Source organism: Bradyrhizobium sp. Crot121 (assembly GCF_059512385.1).
The window spans coordinates 211,284-234,370 of the sequence record NZ_JCAMOR010000002.1 but is presented as its reverse complement, the minus strand read 5'-3'; the positions used below and the strand labels follow the sequence as shown (position 1 = coordinate 234,370).

Here is a 23,087-nt window from a genome sequence, read left to right as displayed (position 1 = left end):
TAAAATGCGTATCACATCGATCAAGGCGGTCCCGATCTCCTATCCCGTACCGCAGGGCCAGAACGTCAGGTTGGGCATCGGCCGCGCGGTGAAGCGCGACGCGGTGCTGGTCAAAGTCACGACGGATGAAGGCCTCGTTGGTTGGGGCGAAGCCCATCACGGCCGCTGCCCCGGCGCCATCGCCAAGCTGATCGACACCACGATCTCCGAATTGGTCGTCGGCATGGATGCGATGAACGTGGTCGGCGTCTGGCAGCGCGTCTACCAGATGCAGTTGGCGAGCCATGGCATGGGCTACGCCGCCGCGATGGCGCTCAGCGGCCTCGATCTGGCGCTGTGGGACATCCGCGCCAAGGCGGCGGGCTGGCCATTGTACCGGCTGCTCGGCGGCGCCTCAAAGCCGATCAAGGCCTATGCCGGCGGCATCTCGCTCGGATGGCAGGCGCCGGAGTCGCTGGCGCAGGAGGCGCTGGGCTACGTCGCGCAGGGCTATCGGGCGATCAAGCTTCGGGTCGGCGACAATCCGCGCGACGACGTCGCCCGCGCCACGGCGGTGCGCAACGCGGTCGGAGACACCATTGAAATTCTGGTCGACGCCAACACCGGCTACACGGTCGACGACGTGCGTCGCGTGATGCCGGCCTATGACGAGCTGGAGATCGGATGGCTCGAGGAGCCGTTCCCGGCGCAGGATTATCGTTCGTACCGGACCGCCGCCTCGCTCGGCTCGACGCCGCTGGCGGCCGGCGAAAACCACTTTACGCGCTTCGAATTCACTCGCCTGATCGAGGATGGCGCCGTCAGCTTTGTGCAGCCGGACCTGTCCAAGACCGGCGGCGTCACCGAGGCGATGCGGATCGCCGGGATGGCCTATGCGTGGAAGCTGTCCTTCAACCCGCACACCTCCGCGACCGGCATCAACATGGCGGCAACCATCAACGTGCTCGCGGCGGTCGATGCCCCCGGCTATTTCGAGGGCGACGTCGCCAAGCACAATCCGTTCCGCGACGAGGTCGGCGGCGTCCCGTACAAGCTCGACGCCGAGGGTTGCGTCAAACCATCTGAAACACCTGGCCTCGGGGTCGAGATCAACGAGGCGTTCATCAACGCACATCCACTGATCGAGGGCCCCTGCTATGTCTGAACCGCTGCAGGCTGAAGTCAAATCGCGCGCGACGCGTCTTGCTTACTTCGCCTGCGGCGCGTTCCTTCTTCTGTTGACGGGCGCGGCCTCCGCGCAGACCCCGGCCGCGCCCGCAGCGGCCGATCCGGACACCTACCCCAGCCACACGATCCGCTACATCGTTCCCTATCCACCGGGCGGGTTCAATGACACGCTGGGACGGATCGTGTCGCAAAAACTCCAGGAGACCTGGGGCGTTCCCGTGGTCGTCGAGAACCGGCCGGGCGGCGGCACGCTGATCGGGACCGACGCGGTCGCCAAATCCGCGCCCGACGGATACACCCTGCTCGGCGTGGCATTTCCCTTCGGCTCCAACCCCAACATTTACAAAAGCCTTCCATACGACACCGTCAAGGATTTCACGCCGCTGATCTTTGCGGGTCAGACGCAGAATCTTCTCGTCGTAAGACCCGCCATGCCGATCCATTCGGTCAAGGATTTCCTCGACTATGCCCGAAACAATCCCGGCAAGGTCTCTTACGGGTCCACGGGCATCGGCTCGTCGAACCATCTCTCGATGGAGTTGTTCAAGAGCATGACCGGGATCGATATCGTGCACGTCCCCTACAAGGGAAGCGCACCGATGGTGAACGATCTGCTCGGCGACCATATCGATGCGGCCTTCGACAATACGCCGAACGTGCTGCCCCAGGTCAATGCCGGCAAGTTGCGCGCGCTCGGCGTCAGCAGCACGGCACGCTCGACGCTCGCGGAAGGCGTTCCGACGGTTACGGAGGCAGGCGTTCCCGGCTACGAGGTCACGGTCTGGTTCGGCATCGTCGGCCCTGCCGGGATGAAGCCGGAGATCGTCCGCAAGCTGAATTCAGAACTGAATGCGATCCTCAGGATGGATGACGTCAAGCGCCGCTTCCAGGATCAGGGCGTCGATCCCGTCGGCGGCTCCCCTTCGCAATTCGCTGATCACATTCGCAGCGAGATCCAGAAATGGGCGAAGGTCGTCAAGGACGCCAATATCCAGCCGGAGTGAACTTTCGTTGGACGTCACTGTGTCACTGCGCTTCGTCCAAACGGTTTGTTCTCCGCGATGAACCTTGCGGCCAGCACCAGGGCGCCCATCGAAAACTCCTTTCCATGGGCGGCGATCATTCGCTCAGAAAGTTCCGCCAGTTCCTTGAAGAATTGATCTTTGCTTTCGGCTTCATTTGGCGATCGGGTAGCTGTCATGATTTCCCTCCTGATGATCGCGGCAAGGCTCGCCACTTAGGCTCGGCTATTTGAAAATGTGCGGCGGAAACGTCACGATCGCCGCCTCCCCGCCGCTTGTTCCGAATGCAAGATGCTGACCATCGCGGGACCATTGCAAGGCGCGGACAGGGCCCCGGCCGGGTGGTTTGACGACCAGTTCGTCGGGGTCTCCGATCCTGGTGACAACGACCATGCCGTCGCCGTAACCCGCCGCCACCAGGTGACGCTCCGAGTGCATATCCACCGCCTCGACGAGGACGAATCTGGCGCGGGCGGTCGCGAGGTTGGTCGGCTGTTCGCTGGCATCGCTGAGGCTGGAAACGTCCCACGCAATCACCCGATAGCCTCCACTCGTCACAAGGACGCGGGAGTCTGCACTCCACGAAAGAGACGCAACGCTGGCAGGATAGCCGGGAATCCGGACGATCCGCGCATCGGAAAGGCGCACCAACACGATGCCCGTTTTTGCGACCGATATGGCCAGCCAGCTTCCGTCGGGACTCCATGACAAGGTTGAGATGGAGCCAAAATCGAATGAAGCCGCCGGCTCGGGTCGTGGCCCGAAGGCACGAACAAGCAGACAGCCGTCGACCCCCATCGCAAAGCGCCGACTATCCGATGATACGGCGATTGCCGATGCATTTCCTCCCGCACGCTCTTGCAGCCAGCCGACGTCGCCATTGGAATCATAGGATATGACTGACCCGCCAGAAGCAGCCAGAATACCCCCAGCCTGCACTGGGGTGACGAGATCGATAGGGGAACCATGGTTTGCGGCTAACTGCGTGATGCCGGATGCCGACACGCCGACCAATCGGCTGCGATCACTTGCGATAAAGCCGGAAGCTCCGATCGGGGCGAGATGAAACGGAGCATCGCTGATTGCGACTTTCGTCAACGGCGGCACCGGTTCTCGTCGCGGTGAAATCGTTGTTCGGCCCCCGTCGAGCGCGATACGACAGCGATCCTGCGGCGGCTCGATATCAGTCAGGGGAGCTATCGCCAGCGCCCCATCGGCCAGGGCGAACGCAACTACCTGTCCCGCCAGGTCGAACGCCACACTGGTAACGGGCGCGCCTAAAGTCCAGTGCCGGCCAAGCAATTCATGGAGCGTCACGGTCTCTGCTTCCATCGTATCCATCGATCGCCTCACATTCGGATGGGCTGACCCGCGGCGGCAATCCACCTGTCCAGTTCTTCGAGGCGTTGCTCCAGCGCGGCGCAATGCGCGTCGCATGCCGCCATTTTGGCATTTGCGTTTTGCAGGCGTCCGCGCGCGTCCTCTAGCTCCTTGGCGAGCGCATGCGAGGCGCCTGTTGCCGCAATCTCCTGCTCGATCCGCTGAATCTCGAACTCCGCCCCGCCGCCAAGCTGACGGTTCAGAAGGCTGCGCGATTGAGCGGACGATATCTCCTGAACGACCAGCAACCGCTGCTTCAGCATTTCGGCAAGCGTCGGAGAATCATCACTCATGAATCCGTCTCGACTTGAACCAGGATTCGCTGCAGGCCACCGACATCAGATACGAAGTGTTTCTGCGCATCATTGATGTGAGATTGCAGCGAGTCCCACAGATCGACTCTCAGCAACCGCGCCGGATCTCCGGCCATCGTCTCGAGCGTCTGCAGGCCGAACTGATGTCGCAAGCCGATACCCTGCAAGACGAAATCGGTCAGCTCGCGTGCATGCGTTTCGATGAAGGGACGCAATAGTGGGTGTACGCCGTAGCTGATGCCGCGCTTTGCGAGTTCGGTCTCGATGAACACGATGAAATGCCGCACCAGGAGATTCTGGCTTTCGCCGATCAGGTGCACCATGAAAGTGACGTCGCTGTCGGCACGCGCAAGAATCTGCGACGCCAGCGTCGCCGCCGCGACCGGCTCTCCTCCGCTCTTCTGTTCATCCCAGACAGTTGCCATGCCTGCCCTGTCCTCAGCTCCGCGAGCGGTATTGATGCAATTTGCGATACAGCGTGGCACGCGAAAGCCCCAGCTTTTCGGCGGCGGCAGCAATATTGCCGCCCGCGTTTGCGACAGCCCTCTCGATGGCCCGACGCTCCATTTCGTCGAAGCGCGCGATCTCGTCGCCTCCCGATCTAGGGCCATCCTCCGCCGGCGAGCGCGCCTGAAGTGGCTGAGCCGCAGCTTCCCGGAAATCCTCCGGCAAGTCCCTGGGGGTGACGATGCCGGTGAGCGTCATCAGCACAAGGTTCTCGATCAGATTGCGCAGCTCGCGAACGTTGCCCGGCCAGCTATAGCGCCGCAGCAATTCCATCGTGGCGGCCTCGAAACGCAGCGGTTCGGTGCTATAGTTCGCGGCGAACTGTCTGTTGAAGTGATCGATCAGGATCTCGACATCGCCCAAGCGCTCGCGGAGCGGCGGGATGATGAACTTGACGACACCGATCCGGAAATAAAGATCCTTTCGGAAACGTCCCTCCGCCACCTCCTGCTTCAAGTTCCGATTGGTCGACGCCACGAGCCGGACGTCCACAGGGCGCGGCTTGCTGTCACCGAGCCGGTAGACCGCGCGCTCTTCCAGCACACGGAGCAGATAGGGCTGCAGATCCAGTGGCATCTCACCGATCTCGTCGAGGCTGAGCACGCCGCCATTGGCAAATTCAAACCGTCCAGGCCTGCCCTCGCGCGTGGCGCCGGTGAAGGCGCCTGGCGCATGGCCGAACAATTCGCCGCCGAGAAGCTCTTTCGATACCGCACCGCAATTGAGGGCAACGAAGGGCTCCTTGCCCGTCTTCTGGCTGGCCGCGTGAACCAGGCGGGCAAATAGCTCCTTACCGACGCCCGTCTCGCCCTCGAGCAGGATTGCTGTCCGGCCGAGCGCCGCCCGCTCAACCTTCTCGACCGTTTGCAGCAATGCTTCACTGCATCCGACAATTGCGTCCTTGGCCGACATGAGTGTGGCGTGGGCTGTCGGCGACATCTGGGATACGGCAAGATTCACGCGCGGCCTCGATGCGAGCACCAGCATCGCGCCCTTCACCACGCCGTCGACCACTAATGGCTCGATCCGCTGCTCCCGCAGTTCCTCAGGCAGCCCATTCGCAAGCTCTCTGGCCAAGAAACCGTCGCTGCTCGGGAGAAGCTGCGTTCCGATGCTCAAGTCCTGCGATTGCGCAATCCGCCGCCAGCGAACCGAGGCCATGTCGTTGTGATGAACGACCCTGCCGAACCGATCAAGAATGACGACGCCGTCCGCGCTGTTCATCCCGGGCATTCGAGAAATGCTGGCCTCGAGTAGCTGCATTCTCTCGATGCGAATCTTCTCCGAGAGAGCGAGCTCGATATGATTGGCCGCGACCACCGCGAGCGCGACATTATGCCGGTGAAAGATCGCCTGAGGTCCGGAAAAATCGACAATGCCGATGATGCTGCCGTCGATCGGACTACGAATCGGGCTGCCGACACAGGTCCATGCCTTGATGCCCTCCGAAAAGTGCTCGGCCGCATGGACATGAACCGGTTTTCCCGTGATGAGTGCTGTGCCAATGCCGTTGGTGCCGGTAACCGTCTCGCCCCACGCTGCACCGACTTCCAGGCGAATATCATGGCCTGCATCAATCGTCCGCTGATCGCCCCCCACGTCCAGCACGACGCCGTTCCTGTCTGTGATGACGACCATCGTGGCGGCGTCACCGAGCACCTCCGCGACGCGGCGGAAGGTCTCCGCACTCGAACCAAGCAAGTCATCATTCTTCAGACGCAGCTCGTAGAGATCATCCGGCGAGGCGACGAGATTGCTGCCCTTGCAATGAGCATTGACCCCGGACTGGACACTGCGCTGCCATGATTCCTCGATGACGCCTCGCACTGGCGCGTTCTCGCGCCTGAGGTCCCCGAACGTCAAAAAGTTTTCCCATGCCCTGTTGGTTTCTCGCTCATCGTATGGCCGCCCCTGCTCCGTATCCGTGGCGCCCGGAACTTTGTAGCCTTCCAGGGAAAACGGCGGCTTGGCCATGAGCGTTTCCGTCAGCATTGGAGCACCATACGTACGTTGGCAAACAGCAACCCGATCGGCAGAAACGACCTGAACCGGACCTGATCGGAATCGTCATCCCCACAGGCCGAGTTTACGGAGATCATTCGACGTTTTTGGCGATCGCATCCAACCCGAGACGGCCGGCGATGATCTGTTCCAGGCGTTCCTCGGACACCTCATCGGGCACGCTCACTCCTTCAAGGTCGGCGAGGACCTTGCAGAGCTCTTCATCCAGCGGATCGAAGATTCCGTTCTCGCGCGTCGCGAGAGCGAAGCATCGCGATTGGCCCGTTCCGCGCAGCTCGCCGACAAAATGGAGTTGCCGCCCCGACGCGAGATCAGCGATGACGACACGGCCGTTAAGGCTGATCCGCACATATGGTTCCAACTCTCTGGGACGGCCTGGCGGCGTCAACCAGAGCTTGCCTGATGGCTGGGGCTGCGGCGGGGGTGCGGAATTGCGCAATTCCTGCCAGCGCCCAGCCGTCAGATGATTGGCGATCGCGTCGATCTTCGTGCGGTTCTTCCGAATGAAGTCCTTCGCCGCGACCTCTTCCCGGCGCGGACCATCGCGCTTGGAAATGATGTGGACCATGTTTTCCTCCCGCCCGGTCGGTCGGATGACCGTAGAGGCTTGTGCACTGCCTCCTTCGGCTCACGCCGGAGCTTTTTAAGATTGTAGCCCGTTCTCGCTCATTGTCACCGTCCAATCATTCGACCACAAAAGGTATGGATCGTCAGACGACGATGCGGAACACTGACCGCGTACAGTGCCTCATGCGCGCCCTAGCTTCTCTGCCCCGCCCCCCAGTGCCGGTCCCTGGGTCGGGTCGATGTACTGCGGCACGTCGGCCACAAGCGTGTTGGTGGTCAGCACCAGCGTGGCAACGGAAGCCGCGTTTCGAAGCGCGGTATACGTCACCCGCACCGGATCGACGATGCCGGCTGAAACCATGTCGATGAAGACACCGTTGGCGGCATCGAACCCCACGCCCGCCGGTGCGCTCAGCAGGTCGGCCACGACTTTCTCCGCATCATAGCCCGCATTCCGGGCAATGAATGCGGCGGGACGGGATAGTGTTTCGCGCACCAACTTGATGCCCTCGCCGAGGTCGCCATTGACGTTGCCGAGCGTGCGCACGACCACCGGCGCGCACTGCGCCAATGCGGTGCCACCACCCGGCACGATGCCCTCCTCGGCTGCGGCACGCGCCGCACTGAGCGCATCGTCGATCAACTGGATCGTCCGTTTTTGCTCGACGGGCGTCACGCCACCCGCAAGGATCACCGCCGTTCCTCCTGAGAGTTTCGCCAGGCGCTCCTTGAGCTTGTCCTGCTCGATATTGGGTGGTGCCAGATCGTACTGCTTCGCCACCTGCTGGCGCCGCGCCGCGATCGCCGCTTCATCGCCTCCGCCGCGAATGATCACCGTTTCGCGTCCACTTGCCCGAACTTGTCGCGCGGTTCCCAGATCCGCAAGGCTGGCGCCTTCCAGCTTGCCGCCAAGCTCGCGAGCGATGACCCGTCCCCCTGTTATGATAGCGAGATCGTCCATCATCGCCTTGCGCCAGTGGCCGTAGTCGGGTGGATTCACCACCAGAACCTTGCCGCGGTTACCATCGCCAAGCAGCGTGACGACGACGTCAGGCGCGATCTCTTCAGCGACGATGACAAGCGGTCGCCCGGTCGAGGCGACCGCCGCGCGCACCGCCGACAGTTCGCCCGGAGCTTTGATCTTCAAGTCAGTCAGGAGAATGTAGGGCTGATCCAGCACCACCTCCATCTTTTCGACATCTGTCACCATGTGATGGGAGATGTAACCACGGTCGAACGACATGCCTTCGACCACTTCGAGCGTCGTGCTGGTCGTCAGCCCGTAATCGGAACTAATGATGCCATCCTTGCCGACACGCTCCACCGCCTCCGCGATTAGACCGCCAAGATGGGGGTCGGTAGAGGCGATCGTCGCCACCGCCTGCAGTGTCTTGCGATCGGATACAGCAATTGCCCCACTCTTGAGAGTCTCGACAACGACCTCGACGGCCCGGTCAATCCCCTTGCAGAGATCGACCGCCTTGGCGCCGCGCTCCAGGGCTGCAACGCCTCCTTGGATCAGGCCGTTTGCGATCACCATCGCCGTCGTTGTACCATCGCCGGCGACCTCGTTGGTCTGCATCGAGACCTCACGCACCACCTGCGCGCCCATGTTCTCGAAACGGTCAGGCAACTCGATTTCCGAGGCAATTGTGACGCCATCGCGTGACACCATGGGGGTGCCGATTGGCCTGTCGACCATTGCGTTCATGCCCTTGGGACCGAGGGTCGATTCGACCGCGGCGGCAAGCTTCTGGACTCCGCGCGCAAGAGCGCGACGGGCTTCTATGTCATGCAGCAGAACTTTCGCCATTATGTTTCACTCCCACGTGGCTATCTATTTTTGTCTGGTCGGGCGGACTTGCTGACCGCTCCGGTTGTTGGTACCCGCAAGCACGAGGCGCGTCACCTCATGCAACCGCGGTGGAATGCTTCTCGGCTGGCCCGGCCCGCCCGCACGGCACAGCCACTGCCGCAGCCTCCACACGGCGCCACATCGACGGCAGTCTGCCCCGCATCGCCGTCAGGCTCGCGATAGCGCGCCGCAAGAAGGCCCCTGCACAACGAGCTGTTAAACTCCATGTTGATCCGCACCCCCCGCAACCGCTGCAGATAAGAGGCAAGCTCGCGGCGCTTGATCGGATGTCCCTCGTAACTGACGAAGACCTGATCACTAGGCCGCCTGGCAAGGCGTTGTTCAACCAAAAGTTCGCGATAGCGCGGCTTCTGGCGCGCGGCCTGCTCCGAACCGAACGCGACTTCGTCATAGGTGCCTAGATTCATCTGACAAATCGCCTGGTCGTCATGACCAGCCTCTCGCAACGCCAGAATCATGACCTCCTGGCGTCGCTCGAACGCCTTGCGGCGGAACTTCTCACGTACCTCATCAAGCGAGCCTCCGGAAGCAAAGTCCCGGAGTGCGTCGCCGAACGATTTGCCCTCGCTGACGCCACGATTGATCTCTTCGGCGACCATGTGATCCCGAAGCTGCAGTCGCGTCTCGCTAACCCATGACAGCGAAGACACCGCCCGCTGCATGTCGTCGGCCATGAGGAAAGCGAAGTTCGCTGAGCACCAGTAGGTCGGCAAGCGGAAGACGATATCGACCCCGCCATCATCATCGACATTGACAAGCTCAACAAATCCAAGCTCGGTGACCGACTCGTCGAGCTCGGGATCGGTGACCAGCGCGAGGCGTTCCCATACCTCGCGGGTCCTTCGGTCATGATGCAGAAGGACAGCGTCCATCGTTGTCACTCCGCCGCGGTAGCGTGCGCGCTTCCCGCGAGCTTGCCCCTCTGCGCCTCGACATCCACCCCGTAGAGGCGCGCGGCGTTGAGACCGAGGATCTTCCTCTTTGCCTGCAGCGTCAGATCGACGCCGTGCTCCTGCTTCAGATCGTCGGGCAGCTCGAAGTTCCAGAATTTTTCGACCAGCCAGCGGGGCGTCCAGATGGCGTAATCGCTGCCGAAAAGAAGCTTGTCTTCGCCGACCCAGAACAGCAGTTCGCTGATCACTTCGGCGAAATAGCGTGGACGGCCATGGATGAACGGCAGCGCCACCGCGAGGCCGCCATAGACGTTGGTCTCCTGCACAGCGATCCAGCAGAAATCGTCCAGTCGCGGCAAGCCGCAATGCTCGATGATGAAATTAAGACCCTGGAAGTCGGTGGCTGCATGATCGACGTCGTGAACATCGAATGCATCCTTGTCCAATGGAATGATGGTCGGCCCCTTGTGGACGTGGATGTTCTTGATGCCAAGCTTTTCGCAGAGCTCGAGGCAACGATAGGCGTTTGGATCGGTCAACTTCCAACCCCGTGACTCGCCCTTCCACTCCGCCGTATAGAGCTTCACGCCCTTTATGCCAAACGTCTCCTTCATATAATGAATGTATTCGAGCGCCCGCTCTCCATCCCGTGGATCAAAGGCGCCGTTGACAATGAAGCGATCCTTGTACCGCTTCGCCATTTCGGCGTTGCGGTTGATCGTGTTGAACCCGTTCTTGTAGAATTCGGTAAGGTACGTCGACTGCACGATCGCCATATCGTCCGGGCCGTCGACGAACAGATCGTGGTACATCTGCTCGGCGCTGTACTTCTCGAACTGGTCCTTGGGCCAGAGCTTATCCGGCGGGCTGAGTGAGGTATGATAGGCGTAGAAGCAGTCAATGAACTGCTTGCCGTGAATGTTCCGCTGGTTCGCCGGACTGCCGTCCCAGAAATGGGTGTGCCCGTCGATGACGAAGACTTCCTCGCCGGTGGGGGTTATGAACATGATAATCTCCAAGGTTTTGCTAAGCGCTTTTCCATCAACGTCGGGACCGCCGACCGTGCGAGAAATTGGTGGGGCCGCGGTCACCAGGATACGACCCCACCCAGGCTCGGGAGTTGCAAGAGGTCACTCGCAAGAGGTCACTCGATGTATTCGAAGACCTCTTCCATGTTGCCGAACAGCGTCACCGTATTGTCGTCGATACGCACCATTCGGCCATAATGGGTCGAGGTGTTCACTTCGAAGATCTCGGCCGTCATGTCTTTGCCGAGAATTTCGCTGATCTCATCCATCTTGAAGACCAGCTTGCCCTCGCCGTCGATGCGGATCAGGGCCGGCTGGTAGGTCACGGTCACGTTCGGCTTCTTCGCCATGAACTCGGCGATGGCACGCGCTTCCACGCTGTCATTCATCGTGACGCCGCACTGATGAGAAATCGTCTGGTCGAAGACGATGTCTCCCATCTTCTGGAAGATGTTCTGGTTGGTCGCAGTTCTGGAAGCAACGGACATTGCAATTTACTCCTTGGGAAGGACGAGACCGAGCTCGCCGAGGATCTTCTTGATGCGTTCGACCGACTGTGCGCGGGCGTCGGCGTACTGCACCGGCTTCGAATGCGGCTGCGACCAGATCGGCTGCAGGCCGGCGGCCGCCTTGTTGGCGAGCGCCACGTGCTTGTCCACCCAGCCCTGGAACAGGTTCTTGTTGTGGGCGGCATGCTGATTGTCGGTCACGAGAAGATGCAGAAGGTCGATCGTGTTCGCGAGATTGCGCTCATAGTCGGCCTCGGCCGCCGAAATGACGGACGGCGTGATGAAGTCGCCGTTCGACGAGGCCACCTGCATCAGGAAGCCGCTACGAAACAGCTCGCCGACGAGCGGCTCGAACACGATGTTGATGGCGAAGTATTGCTCGAGATAGTCGGACGAACCCATGATCGATTCGACCGCTTCCCTTGCGCCTTGCCAGCCCTTGTCTTCCAACCAGGTGCGCTTGCCCGCCGCGTCGTCGAAGCCCGGAATGTCCATTCCGATCTCGGCGAGATAGAGCGTGATGTCCTGCGCAAGGCGAAGCTTGTAGGACGAGTTGGTCAATGTCGCATTGTTGATCATCTGCGTATAGCCGTAGCGCTGAGCCTGCATCAGCGACGTGCCGAGGCCGAACTCGACATGTTTCCACGCGCCGAGGTGGTTTTGCAGAATCTTGACCCACGCTTTGTTGAAAGCCTTCGGCGCGCCGGACTTGCGGCCGTTGGCGATCACCGATTGAACCATCCCTTCGATCTTGGACTGACGCTGGTAGTGGGTGCGCTCCCACTCCTGGTCGGGCGCACGGAATGCATGCCAGTTCGAGCTCAGCGCCGCAGTGTTGTCCTTGGTGTAGGCGCCCTTCCCGTTGGGGAAGGAGATGATCCAGTCCTGCAGCAAGTAGCGTTCCGGATCCGGCTGCACATCAACGGTCACGTCCTCGTAGTGCGTCGCCCGCTTGCTGCGCGGCTCGAAATACCTGTACCTGCGGCTGTCCGAATCCGGAAACACCGCAGCGCCTGCTGCACCGGATCCCACTGAAACGCTTGGAACTGCAGTCATAGTCTCCTCCTCCCATTGGTGGCTTTGCACTTGACGGACCGGCACTCGGAAAGTCTCAGTTGGTGGCCGGCGTGAACTTGTCGAAGAAGATGCGGTCCGCTTCGACATCGTTCATCTGCAGCACCGGCGTCAGCGCCTCGATCATCGGCGATGGTCCGCAGGCATAGACATCGACGTCTTCCCCGTATCCCGAGCTGCGCAGGTGTGCCCCGACCGCTTCATGCACGAAGCCCTTTTCCCCGCGCCAGGCTGTGTCGTCGGCTGCGTGAGAGAGGACAGGCACGAACGTAAAATCCGGATGCTTTGCCGAGAGTTCTGCAAAGCGATCGAGATAGAAAAGGTCGTTCTGCGTCCGGGCTCCGTAGAAGAAGCGCACTGGACGCGCTTCCCCGGAGCTGATGTGATCGTGGAGGATTGACCAGAGCGGCGACATTCCCGATCCGCCCCCGACCAGGATCATGGCTCCGTTTCGGTTTTCTCGCCGGAAGCAGGTGCCGTAAGGTCCCCTGATCCCGACCCTGGTTCCGAGGGCAAGGTCCCCGTCGAGCCGGGAGGAGAAACGTCCGTTCGGGTACTTCTTGATGATGAATGCGAGTTTTTGGCCTTCGAGCGGCGAATTTGCCATGGAAAACGAGCGCGTAATCGTCTCTGCCCCCGCGAGCGTGATGTCGACATATTGACCCGCCCAGAACTTCAGAGGTTGCTCTAGCGAGATCTCAAGGTGCCTGATGTCGTGGGTCAGCGCGGAGACGCTCGTCACTGTGCCCGTGAAGTCCCTGACCGGTATCGATTTCGACAGCACCTCTTCGTCATAGTTGAGGAGCTCTACTTCAAGATCCGAGTAGGCCAACGTGCGGCACAACAAAATGTAATCCTGACCGCGCTCCATCTCGTTGAGCGCGAACGTCGAGTATTTCTTCAGCTCCACATCGCCCTCGGTAAGGACGCATTTGCACGCTGAACATTGTCCCTCCTTGCAACCATGCGGCAACGCGATGCCTTGGCGGAAGGCGGCATCAAGGACGGTCTCGTTCTCCTCGACCTCGAATTCTATGCCTACCGGATGCAGGCGAACGACATTAGCGGGCGCGCCCATGGGGCCTCCTCAAACCAAGGCTTGCAGAACTTTCAGGGATTGAGAGAAGGAGCCGACCGAGCCGGCTCCTTCCGTTTGGGTCAGTTGCAGGGATTGATGGTGAATCCCTTGCGATACTCGGCGAGATGCGCCTCCCGGTCGGCCGGGCTCATTTCTCGCAGCGTCAGCAGCGGGCTCTTCAAGGTGTGGCCGCGGACATCGTCAAGCGTCCACATCTCCTTCTCGTCGAAGCGCAGGTGTGGCTGCGGCACCAGCGTCTTGCCGTCAGTGCGGACGAAGCCGAGGTCCTTGATCGCATCGGCGAGGTCCCAGCCATCGTAGCAGCTTTCCCATTCCCGCCGTCCGCTGAACCGGCCCATCGCGGGCGTCGGTCGTCCCTCGTATTCGCCGGCGAATGCCTGCACGGCAGTCCAGCGATCCAGCTCATGCGCGAAGGTATAGAGCTTGCCGTCAATCTCGTCCGTAACGATGTCCTCACGGATCAGGCAAGGCACCAGGCACGACCAGCAACGATGCGGATAGACGTAGCCGACATCGCTGTTGAAGAGGATGTTGGTCTGGCCGGGATGCGACAGCTTCTCGTACCATTTCCAGAATTCGCCGAACTGGGCGTACCAGCCCGGATATTTATGCTCGAACCACTCGAAGTCCTTGTCGGTCTGAGCTTCGATCCGCCAGAAGTTCACCGACCAGCCAACCGCGAAGAATTGCGCGACCCTGTGCACGTAGTGCTTCTCGGTCAGGCGCTTCCAGGCTGTCTGGACGTCGTCATGATGGATCTTGATGCCGTATTTCTCGAGCGGCAGCATATAGGTGCGATAATAGTCCTCGAATATCCAGCGATGCCACATCTCCGCATAGGACTCCTTGGTCTTGTCGCGGTTCGTGGTTCCATACTCGATGAAGGTTCCGATCGCGGCATCGACGATCGCGTGGTTCTGCCAGAAGGCATAGCGCAGGTCCCGCTCGATCAGCAGATGGTTGTCGGGCTCCTTGAGCATGGACATCAGCATCGAATGGCCGTTGCCGATGTGCCGGCTTTCGTCCGACTGCACGGAAAGGAACACGGTCGGAAGCGCGTAGTCGCCGTTGCGAGCGGCTTCGGACGGCATCGCCACGAACAGCGTGTTCGTGAAGGCAGTCTCAGCCACGACGGTCAGATAGATGTTCGCCGAAGTGATTGCGTCACCGGTGATGAAGCCCTCACCAAACTGACGGCCGATCGTGGTGGCGTAGCACTTGCCGAACGCCTCTTCCGTGATATCGAACCCGGCCGGATCGATGTAGTTCTCCATGTACCACTTCTTGAGGTTCATCTGGATCGTCGAGTGACGAAACTCGTCGACCATCTGCATCGTGAAGCCGGTGCGGAGATCCTCACCCGGAGCGAGACGGCCGACCATCGCCATCGAGCGCGCCGCCGATATCTCGGGGAACGGGATGATCGCCAGGAACAGCTTCATCCACTCGACCCATCGCGGCTCGACGTTGCGGAACATGTCGCCGCGCAGGGCCGCATCAAGCGCGCCATAGACGCGGTTGTCCTTTTCCTCCTGCATCGGGAAATAGGAGCGAAGGACCTGTTTCATCGGGTCCTTCGGCGCCTTCGTGATCTTGTAGTCCGTGGGGAAGGTCATCGCTTCCTGGACGTAGGAAGGATTCCAGCCGAGATCTGCAATCTTCTTTGCAGCGTCACCGACGGAAATGCCGCGCTGGGCGGTGATCTTGTTGAGCGTTAGCGTTCCAGACATCTAGTCTATCCTCCTGATCGAGTCAGAAACCACATCGATATTCCGCCTGCCCTGCGCCTCGACGGGCCGGGCAGTGCTTACCCGTGCGTTACGGGCCACCTCGCGGCCGTTCTCACGACCGGACGTTTGATATCGGCAAGGGTCTCAGGATGACTGTGGAGCGCCCTGCGGACGATCAGCAGCGATCATGGAACCAGCGGCCTCGATCGCAATTGCGTTGTCCCGAAGAAGATACGCCCTCAGCTCGACATCCCCTTCCCTCGTTCTTTTCGCGGCTCGCCCCAGACGATGGACCAGTCAGCGTTGTTGTGCTCAGGAGCTTTGCAATGGGCGTGCCAGCTCGTCCGAGCGCCTCGCCAGATGATTTCTGATGACGTGAGCGTGAGATGAGTGACGGTCGCGCCCGCACGGCTCTCGGCTTGACGACTGATCGAGACGCAAATTGCGACAGGAATTGCAAAATGAGAATCGCTGCAACGCAGAGGCGTCAGTTTGCATCGCAATGTTTGCGCCGCAATAGCGGTCACTCGCTTGGACCAAGTCCGCCATGGCATATGACGGGCGGACGCCAAATCCATCGCGAGCAAACGGATGCCCGCGATGGATTAGAACTCTTTGTCAAGGAATCAAAACTGCGCGTCCATGGATCTTGCCGGCGTTGAGATCGTGCAGTGCCTTGTTGGCGTCCGCGAGGCGATATTCGGCGGTTGCGAGTTCGACCAAACCCCGATCCGCAAGCGCCATCAACTCCGTTAGCTCGGCCCATGTACCGACCAGGTTGCCGATAATGTTTTTCTCGGTGATCACCATATCCACGGTCGGAACGCGGATGTCTTCACCGTAGCCAACAACGTAGTAGCTGCCCATCGGGCGGGTCATCGCCAGCCCCTTGGACGTCGTGCCTTTCTCGCCAACAAAATCGATCACGGCTTCCGCGCCGTTTCCGGCAGTCAATGCCAGAACGGCTGCCACTTCGTTGCCGTCAGCTTTCACCAGATGGTCGGTGCCCGATTTTTCGGCCAGCTTCAGCGACGCTTCGGACTTGTCGACAACGATGATATCGGCCGCACACATCGCCTTGAGACACTGGATTCCGATGTGGCCCAACCCACCTGCACCGATTACGACGCAGGATTCGCCCGGCAAAAGGTGACGAGAGGCCTTCTTGACCGCGCGATAGGCCGTGAGGCCCGCATCCGCATAAGGCGCCACATCCTTTGGTGCAAGAGTCCGTGGCAGCGGCACAATATTGCGTTCGGAGGTGCAAAGGAATTCTGCATAGCCGCCGTTGCAATCAAGCCCCGGAAACGTGCCGGGACCATGCATATCGAAGCCTCGGCGACACGCGAGACAGGTGCCACCGGTGATCTTCGGGTGAACGATGACCGGGTCACCCTTCTTTACTCCCTCGACTTCCTTGCCAACCTCTTCGATCCAACCTGCATTTTCGTGTCCCATGATGATGGGTAGCAGTTTGTCGCCGGTCGGATCCATATGCGGCTTCCATACACCTTCGATGATATGAAGGTCGGTCCTGCATACGCCAGCACCACCGATGCGGACGATGACATCAGTCGATCTAGTCAACTTGGGATCAGGCGCTTTTTCTTCGCTGACCCACTGGTCGTTGGAAAGCTTCTCGTCGTACGCTCTCAATACTTGGGCTCTCATGTTGTCCTCCGTCTGCCCGGCGAGCTTTGCGCTCGCCATCGCGGAGGCGCCTCAGCATTTTTCGTGCCAGCGGAGCTGTACAGCACAACCGCGCGCATCTAAGCACGTCAGGAACGGCGAGGTCTTTGCCGCTGGCGGCTAGCTGGTAAATAGGAGCTCGTACCCACCGGTCGCTTGTCGGGCCAAGGCTTTCGAGGGTTAGAGGTCTTTTTCGGCGAGTTTGCGAAACTCGTCGGGCACGGAACGAGAAATGCCAAGCGCTGCCGGGCCGTATCCGATCGCATCCCATCCGAAGCGATCGCGGATCTTGTCGACGGCGCAATCAGCCGCCCAACGGGCCATGCCTATCCTGGTGCCGGGGCGGCGCGCTTCATCTTGAAGTTCAAGCGGGAGTTCGAGCTCGAGATCCCAGTGCTCCTCAAGATGCGACACGGAGATCGCCAATAGCGAAATGGTCGTCTGGTCCGGATGATCTGCAAGGATCGCTCGCACCAGTTCCTCGGCGATCTCAGCAAGGATCATGGTCGCGGAGATCGGCGCATCGAGCGTTACCGAACGCGTCACCGAGCTCAGGTCGGCGAAGCGAACGCGGACCGTCACGGTTCGACCGGGCCTGGACTTCGCCCGGAGTCGCGTAGCGATGCGGTCCGCGAGGTGAAGCAGCGTGGGTCGAATAACCCGCTCTTCGGCCGGCTTCCTGCCAATCGCTGACTGCGCCCCTGCCGATCCGGCCCGGCAGTGAGACTTGATCTCCCGCGGATCGCGATTCCATGCCAGCGCCGCGAGTTTCTCGCCTGCAGCGGGACCGAGCAAGCGCTCGAGCAACCAACCCGGTGTCTTTGCCAGATGCCCGATGGTCAGCACGCCGATTTCGGCGAGCTGCGCCTTCGTGACGGGACCCACTCCCCACATCAGCTCGACGGGCAGGCGGTGAAGGAACTCCAGTTCGGTGTCGGGATCCACGACCACGAGCCCATCTGGCTTCGCCACTTGCGAGGCAATTTTCGCCAGATGCTTGGTGCGCGCCACACCGACCGAGATCCCAAGACCGATCTCCATCCGCACGCGTTGGCGGATTGTCTTTGCAATTTCGGCGGGCGTACCGAAGAGATGGGTGCAGCCGGCAACGTCGGCAAACGCCTCGTCGATGGAAATACGCTCCACCAGTGGCGTGAAATCGCCGATCACCTTGATGGCAGCATCACCCAGCCGTTGGTAGTCCTTGAAATGGCCGCCGACAAAAGTGAGTTGCGGACATAGCTGGCGTGCGTGCCGTCCCGGCATACCACCTCGAACCCCGAACGCCTTGGCTTCGTATGAGGCAGCAAGCACAACCCCGCCACCGACAGCGATAGGTCTGCCGCGCAGCGAAGGATCGAGCAGTTGCTCGACCGAGGCGTAAAAGGCATCAAGGTCTGCATGAAGGATGGTGGCCGCCGTTGCCATCCAGAGCGTTCACCGGTGAAATTTGACCGAAATTCACTGAGAACATAATGCGAACATGTTGGACGCGTGTCAAGCCGGGTTTCACAAAGGCTGAGAAGCTATTGGCTGCTCAAGCCTGGGCCTGGTTGAGCGACCGTTCTCTCTTCAGCTCACGGGAACGCGATTGAGCGAAAGGCTCCTGTTGCACGGCCGTCATCAGGTCTCCATACAGCATACCGATATCGAGACGAGACCATCATCCCAGTGACGAGCGGACGGTACCTGATAAGGGCAGAGGTTGACATGCACCCTGCCGATAGTTGATCTTTTTGCTCGCGGAATTCAGCGGATCGAGATTGGACAGACCTAACAACCAAGGCTAGCAAACGACTACCCCGGTCACGGAAAGGGGAATCAGGCGCGGACATGCCGATCTCTGACAAGGAAATTCAAAGTACGTCCGACGCACCAAGGGACGGAGAGAAAAACACCCGCACCGCGACGCGCGCTCCTTCCATCATTGTCGGCATCGTTGCAGCTGCCGTCGTCGCGCTCTCTGTCTTCTATCTCTTGCGACCGGAACCACTGCTCGTCCAGGGCGAGGTCGATGCAACGCGGCTGGATATAGCCGCGCGTGTCGACGGGCGGGTCAAGGAAATTCCCGTCGAACGTGGCCAGAACGTTCCGGCTGGCGCTGTGCTCGTGCGGATCGACAATCCCGAAACTCTGGCCAAACACGAGCAAATGAAGGCAGCAAAGACTGTCGCCGAGGCTCAACTTGCCAACGTCCTCGTCGGAACACGGGTGGAAACCATTGCCGCACGGAAAGCGGCAATGGAGCGGGCGCAGGCTGCCCAGGTGCTTGCCCAGAAGACCTTTGACCGTACCTACACATTGACCCAGCAAGGCAATGCGCCGCAAGCCCGTCTCGACCAAGTGACCGACACGCTGCACGAAAGCGAGCGCGCAGTCGATCAGGCCAAATCGTCCTACGACCAGGCTGTCAATGGCTACACAAAGGAGGAGCGGGCGATCTCCAGGGCCAACGTCGAAAAGGCCACTGCCGATATCCAGAGCGTTCAATCGATCATCGATCAACTCGTGGTCTATGCCCCCGTCGCCTCGCAGATCTATCAGCGCAATATTGAGCCTGGCGAATACGTATCGCCGGGCGTGCCGCTGGTTACCTTGATCGATCTGGGCGACGTCTGGATTCACTTCGATCTTCGCGAGGATCTCGTCAAGGGCTTGAAGGTCGGCGATCGATTTGATGTCCGCATTCCGGCTCTCGATGACCGCCGCGTCACCGTCGAGGTCAAGCTTATTGCAACCAAGGGCGAATATGCGAGCTGGCGGGCCACGCGTGCTTCGGGCGATTTCGATTTGCGGACGTTTTCGATTCGTGCCTACCCGGTCCAGCCGGTGCCCGAGCTGCGACCGGGTATGAGTGCCTATCTCGACTGGCGGTCGCGGCAATGAGGCTGGCGTCAAGACCGGGATTTCTGCTGGTCGCACAGCGCGAGTGCCAATGGCTGTTTCACGATCGTGTGGCGCTGCTTTTGATCTTTGGCGTGCCTCTCTTCGCGTTCGTGGTTCTCACAACGGTCTTCAGCCATCCGGTCATCCGGGGGCTCGGGGTGACGGTCGTCGACGAGGACAAGTCGGACGCTTCGCGTGCCCTGGTGGAATACGTCGCGGCATCTCCGAGCCTGAAAATCGTCGACCGCTCCGGTACGCTGTCCACGGCCGTGAAGGATATACGGTCCGGAAAGGCGATCTCGGCAATCTATATCCCACCGGATTTCGAGCGCGACCTGCAGGCTCAACGCCGTCCGCAGGTGGTTGGATTCTACAACCAGCAGTTCCTGACGGCGGCCGGCATTGCCTCCTCGGGGCTGAGCGATGCGCTTTCCGCCGCAGCCGCCGTGGCAGCCCCCGCGAAGCACGCAGCGCCCACGCCAGCCTCGATCGGAACGATGGCCGGGGAAACCATCGCGCTTGTCAATCCGCAAAAGAACTATGCCCAGTTCCTGCTCCGTGCGCTGCTGCCGACGATCATCCATGTGGTGATCACGCTCGCGGCAGGCTATTCCGTCGGCTCCGAATTCCGCCGGCGCGACGCGCGGGCCTGGCTCGAAAGTGCCGGAGGCGATCCGCTCGTTGCGCTGGCCGGCAAGCTCGCGCCCCTCTTCGGCATCTTCCTCCTCATCATGCTTGCCGAGCCGCTCTTCCTGGAGGGCGTGCTGCAAGTCCCCTTCAGGGGAGACCTTCCGTTGATGGTGGCCGCCGGCTCGCTCCTGATTGTCGCCTACCTCTCGCTCGGTGCCCTGCTGCAGCTCCTGGTCGGCGATCTGGCGACGGGGCTGGGACTTGCGGGCCTCGTTGCCTCTCCTGCATTCGGCTACGCCGGCGTCGGCTTCCCCGCGATCGGCATGAATGCGTTTGCGCAAGTCTGGAGCGCGATACTGCCGCTGCGCTGGTACATGGCCGTGTTGTTGGGCCAAGCGGCACGCGGATTGCCGGTGTCGGACTCCGCCATTCCGTTCGCGGCGCTCGCCGGCCTGACGATGCTCTATGCTGGCCTCGCCTTGCTGCGTATGGCGAGCCTCAAGCGCAGGGGCTGGTTTGAGACGGCGCGACCAGCCGAGCAATCAGAGATCGGCCGCGCGCCCCGCGGCGTCGGTGGCGCCTTCATGGCGGAGTGGCGGCGCGTGCTCGGCGCGCGGAGCGCCTTCACCCTCCTGTTCCTGGCTCCCTTGGTCTACGGCATTTACTATCCGCAACCCTATCTGAATCAGATCCTGCGCAAGCTTCCCATCGCGGTCGTCGACAACGATCTGAGCGATCTCAGCCGCCAGATCGTCGAGACGCTGGATGCGAGCGGAGCATTGAGCGTTGCGGTCCGCACCCGTACACTCGCCGAGGCACGCACCGCAATCGATCGTGGGAAGGCCTTTGCCGCCGTCGAAATCCCCCCAAACACTGAGCGCGACGTGCTCAAGGGCATCACCGCTCACATTCCGATCTACGCGGATGCCACCTATTTGTTCATATTCAGATCGACCGCCAGCGGGGTCGCCACCGCAATCGGGAGATTGACGTCCGAGCTTGTTTCGCGAGGCGCACGCTCGGATGGAAGCCTTGTCAAGGCGAAGCTGGCGAGTTCGAGCCCGGCCGACATTCTGCTGCAGCCGATCTTCAACCCCGTGGGCGGCTATGCAAGCTACATCGTCCCAGCGGCGTTTGTACTGATCCTGCAGCAAACCCTTCTGATCGGTGCGGCGATGTTGACCCGTACTGCGCTGGCAACCGGCGGCGGAGCGTTCGCCGGCGTGCTCGGCCGCGGCATCGCCCATCTGACGATTTACCTTCCAGCGCTCGCACTTTATCTCATCGTGCTGCCGCGCATCTATGGCTTTTCAACGCTCGGGCATCTTCCACAACTGCTCGCGCTTGCTGCCGTCTTCCTGCTTGCGACGAGCTTCATGGGGCAGGCCGTCGGCGCCTGGTTCACGCGGCCCGAAAATGCAACCATCCTGCTCCTTGCAACCAGCCTGCCCCAATTCTTCACCGCCGGCTTCGCATGGCCGCGCGAGGCGATCCCCGATGTGGCCATCGCCCTGGGCCGACTGTTCCCGGCCGACTTCGCGATTGACGGCCTCGTGCGCATCAACCAGCTCGGCGCCAGCATTTGGGAGGTCGCACACGATTGGCTTGGACTGTGGTGCTTGGCGCTCGCCTATTTCGTGCTCGCCGTGATCTCAGCGCTTGCCGTCAAGAGAGGGCAGACACGTGCGCAAAGCTAGGCGTGTCGCCATCGCCGCGATCGCACTCGCGCTCGTCGCGGGTGTTGTGATCTATTCCGTCCGTGGTTCCGGATCGCCCTCCGCAATCGTTGGCGTCGTGCGGGCGACCGAGGTCAGGGTGGAGCCGGAAGTAAACGGCCAACTCGTTTCGATTGCGGTCAAGAAGGGCGCGCAGGTACATGCCCGCGATGTCCTCGCGACGCTCTCGGCGGTGGAGTTGACCGCACAGGTGGACCAGGCGCGCGCCGCGCTCGCCTCAGCAACCGCGAACCGCAACAACGTCTATGCCGGCGTCAGGCGTGAGCAGGTCGACTCTCTGAAAGCTGCAATCGCCAAGGCAAAGGCCCGCCTCGACTATGTGCAGGCCCAGCTCACAAGAACCACCACGCTGGCGCGTCAGAGCTTTGAGTCCCAGCAGGCGCTTGACCAGGCCGAAAACGACGCCGCGAGCGCACGTGCCGATGTGGCGGAGGCCCAGGCGAACTACGATGCGGCCGTGGCGGGTCCGACGCAGGAGGAACGCGCGATCGCCGATGCAGAGGTGCAAGCCGCAGCGGCTGCGGTCGCGGTGCTCGAGCGTCGCCTCGACAAGATGGTCTTGCGTGCTCCCGCCGACGGTGTGGTCAGCGTCATCGCCGCGGAAGTCGGCGAGAACGTTCGCGCGGGTCAACCGATCCTGATGGTCGAAGCGGCGGGCAAGCAGTGGCTTTCATTCAATGTGCGCGAGGACCATCTGAGCGGTCTCGCGGTCGGAGAAACAGTCGGCGTGGTGCGGAACGGCGACGACGGCGCGATCAAGAGCGCCATCACCGAACTGCGGCCGCTCGGCGTCTTTGCGACCTGGCAGGCCGAGCGCGTGATTGGCGATCACGACCGCAATACGCTACGCTTGCGCCTCGACCCACAGGGAGAGGCGGCCAGCCTCGAGCCAGGTATGACTGTTTGGATCAAGCAGTGACCACAACGCACTGCCTTCCCGTCCCGTAGCGGTCACCAC

Annotated in this window: 20 protein-coding genes and 1 pseudogene; 5 read left to right on the top strand and 16 right to left on the bottom strand. The window is 61.2% G+C overall.

The annotated features are described in order from the left end of the window. Nucleotides 1-4: 4 nt before the first annotated feature. Together AC5ZGW_RS03235 and AC5ZGW_RS03230 are read left to right on the top strand one after the other, a co-directional pair. Nucleotides 5-1,144: a mandelate racemase/muconate lactonizing enzyme family protein gene (locus AC5ZGW_RS03235; RefSeq protein WP_130224139.1), complete on the top strand. Its 1,140-nt coding sequence runs from the start codon at nucleotides 5-7 to the stop codon at nucleotides 1,142-1,144. Next, nucleotides 1,137-2,171: a Bug family tripartite tricarboxylate transporter substrate binding protein gene (locus tag AC5ZGW_RS03230; RefSeq protein ID WP_130224137.1), complete on the top strand. Its 1,035-nt coding sequence runs from the start codon at nucleotides 1,137-1,139 to the stop codon at nucleotides 2,169-2,171. Before AC5ZGW_RS03235 ends, AC5ZGW_RS03230 begins: the two co-directional genes overlap by 8 nt. A gap of 14 nt (nucleotides 2,172-2,185) precedes the next feature. On the opposite strand, the gene AC5ZGW_RS03225 is transcribed toward AC5ZGW_RS03230, so the two are convergent. From AC5ZGW_RS03225 to dinB, 16 genes and pseudogenes are all read right to left on the bottom strand, one after another. Next, nucleotides 2,186-2,368 carry a hypothetical protein gene (locus AC5ZGW_RS03225; protein WP_130224135.1) on the bottom strand — a complete coding sequence of 61 codons (183 nt, stop codon included), beginning with the start codon at nucleotides 2,366-2,368 and terminating at the stop codon, nucleotides 2,186-2,188. A gap of 46 nt (nucleotides 2,369-2,414) precedes the next feature. Continuing rightward, nucleotides 2,415-3,530 carry a WD40 repeat domain-containing protein gene (locus AC5ZGW_RS03220; protein WP_130224133.1) on the bottom strand — a complete coding sequence of 372 codons (1,116 nt, stop codon included), beginning with the start codon at nucleotides 3,528-3,530 and terminating at the stop codon, nucleotides 2,415-2,417. Nucleotides 3,531-3,538: 8 nt separating this feature from the next. Further along, a complete protein-coding gene (locus AC5ZGW_RS03215; RefSeq protein ID WP_245474567.1) occupies nucleotides 3,539-3,832 on the bottom strand; it encodes a hypothetical protein in 294 nt (97 codons plus the stop codon). Nucleotides 3,833-3,858: 26 nt separating this feature from the next. Then, a complete protein-coding gene (locus AC5ZGW_RS03210; protein WP_130224129.1) occupies nucleotides 3,859-4,308 on the bottom strand; it encodes a hypothetical protein in 450 nt (149 codons plus the stop codon). 13 nt (nucleotides 4,309-4,321) lie between these two features. Beyond that, entirely contained in the window at nucleotides 4,322-6,364 is a 2,043-nt protein-coding gene (locus tag AC5ZGW_RS03205; RefSeq protein WP_245474566.1) for a sigma-54-dependent Fis family transcriptional regulator, read from the bottom strand. A gap of 121 nt (nucleotides 6,365-6,485) precedes the next feature. Further along, nucleotides 6,486-6,980: a hypothetical protein gene (locus AC5ZGW_RS03200; RefSeq protein WP_130224125.1), complete on the bottom strand. Its 495-nt coding sequence runs from the start codon at nucleotides 6,978-6,980 to the stop codon at nucleotides 6,486-6,488. Nucleotides 6,981-7,160: 180 nt separating this feature from the next. Continuing rightward, nucleotides 7,161-8,792: a molecular chaperone GroEL gene (locus AC5ZGW_RS03195; protein ID WP_130224123.1), complete on the bottom strand. Its 1,632-nt coding sequence runs from the start codon at nucleotides 8,790-8,792 to the stop codon at nucleotides 7,161-7,163. A gap of 92 nt (nucleotides 8,793-8,884) precedes the next feature. After that, entirely contained in the window at nucleotides 8,885-9,529 is a 645-nt protein-coding gene (locus AC5ZGW_RS03190; RefSeq protein WP_245474574.1) for a hypothetical protein, read from the bottom strand. Nucleotides 9,530-9,544: 15 nt separating this feature from the next. Then, nucleotides 9,545-9,727: pseudogene (locus tag AC5ZGW_RS03185) on the bottom strand (iron-sulfur cluster assembly protein); the annotation flags it as partial. Nucleotides 9,728-9,732: 5 nt separating this feature from the next. Continuing rightward, nucleotides 9,733-10,755 carry an amidohydrolase family protein gene (locus AC5ZGW_RS03180; RefSeq protein ID WP_130224119.1) on the bottom strand — a complete coding sequence of 341 codons (1,023 nt, stop codon included), beginning with the start codon at nucleotides 10,753-10,755 and terminating at the stop codon, nucleotides 9,733-9,735. A gap of 137 nt (nucleotides 10,756-10,892) precedes the next feature. Next, nucleotides 10,893-11,264, bottom strand: coding sequence for an MmoB/DmpM family protein (locus AC5ZGW_RS03175; RefSeq protein ID WP_130224117.1), 372 nt, complete (start codon nucleotides 11,262-11,264; stop codon nucleotides 10,893-10,895). 6 nt (nucleotides 11,265-11,270) lie between these two features. Then, on the bottom strand, nucleotides 11,271-12,341 hold the full coding sequence (locus AC5ZGW_RS03170; protein ID WP_028162007.1) for an aromatic/alkene monooxygenase hydroxylase subunit beta: 1,071 nt from the start codon (nucleotides 12,339-12,341) through the stop codon (nucleotides 11,271-11,273). Nucleotides 12,342-12,396: 55 nt separating this feature from the next. Next, a complete protein-coding gene (locus AC5ZGW_RS03165) occupies nucleotides 12,397-13,437 on the bottom strand; it encodes a 2Fe-2S iron-sulfur cluster-binding protein (protein WP_130224113.1) in 1,041 nt (346 codons plus the stop codon). Nucleotides 13,438-13,517: 80 nt separating this feature from the next. Beyond that, nucleotides 13,518-15,188, bottom strand: a complete 1,671-nt coding sequence (locus AC5ZGW_RS03160; RefSeq protein WP_456641163.1) for an aromatic/alkene/methane monooxygenase hydroxylase/oxygenase subunit alpha — start codon at nucleotides 15,186-15,188, stop codon at nucleotides 13,518-13,520. Between the two features lie 618 nt (nucleotides 15,189-15,806). Beyond that, nucleotides 15,807-16,859 carry an NAD(P)-dependent alcohol dehydrogenase gene (locus AC5ZGW_RS03155; RefSeq protein WP_130229210.1) on the bottom strand — a complete coding sequence of 351 codons (1,053 nt, stop codon included), beginning with the start codon at nucleotides 16,857-16,859 and terminating at the stop codon, nucleotides 15,807-15,809. Between the two features lie 198 nt (nucleotides 16,860-17,057). Further along, complete coding sequence (dinB, locus tag AC5ZGW_RS03150; protein WP_130229209.1) at nucleotides 17,058-18,305, bottom strand: DNA polymerase IV; 1,248 nt, start codon at nucleotides 18,303-18,305, stop codon at nucleotides 17,058-17,060. A 405-nt stretch (nucleotides 18,306-18,710) separates the two neighbouring features. Between dinB and AC5ZGW_RS03145 the strand changes: the two genes are divergently transcribed. From AC5ZGW_RS03145 to AC5ZGW_RS03135, 3 genes are read left to right on the top strand one after another with little or no spacing between them, the layout of a single operon-like run. After that, a complete protein-coding gene (locus tag AC5ZGW_RS03145; RefSeq protein WP_130229208.1) occupies nucleotides 18,711-19,763 on the top strand; it encodes an HlyD family secretion protein in 1,053 nt (350 codons plus the stop codon). Next, entirely contained in the window at nucleotides 19,760-22,090 is a 2,331-nt protein-coding gene (locus AC5ZGW_RS03140) for an ABC transporter permease (protein WP_130229207.1), read from the top strand. Before AC5ZGW_RS03145 ends, AC5ZGW_RS03140 begins: the two co-directional genes overlap by 4 nt. After that, nucleotides 22,077-23,048, top strand: coding sequence for an HlyD family secretion protein (locus AC5ZGW_RS03135; protein ID WP_130229206.1), 972 nt, complete (start codon nucleotides 22,077-22,079; stop codon nucleotides 23,046-23,048). The genes AC5ZGW_RS03140 and AC5ZGW_RS03135 overlap by 14 nt, the downstream gene beginning before the upstream one ends. Nucleotides 23,049-23,087 lie beyond the last annotated feature (39 nt).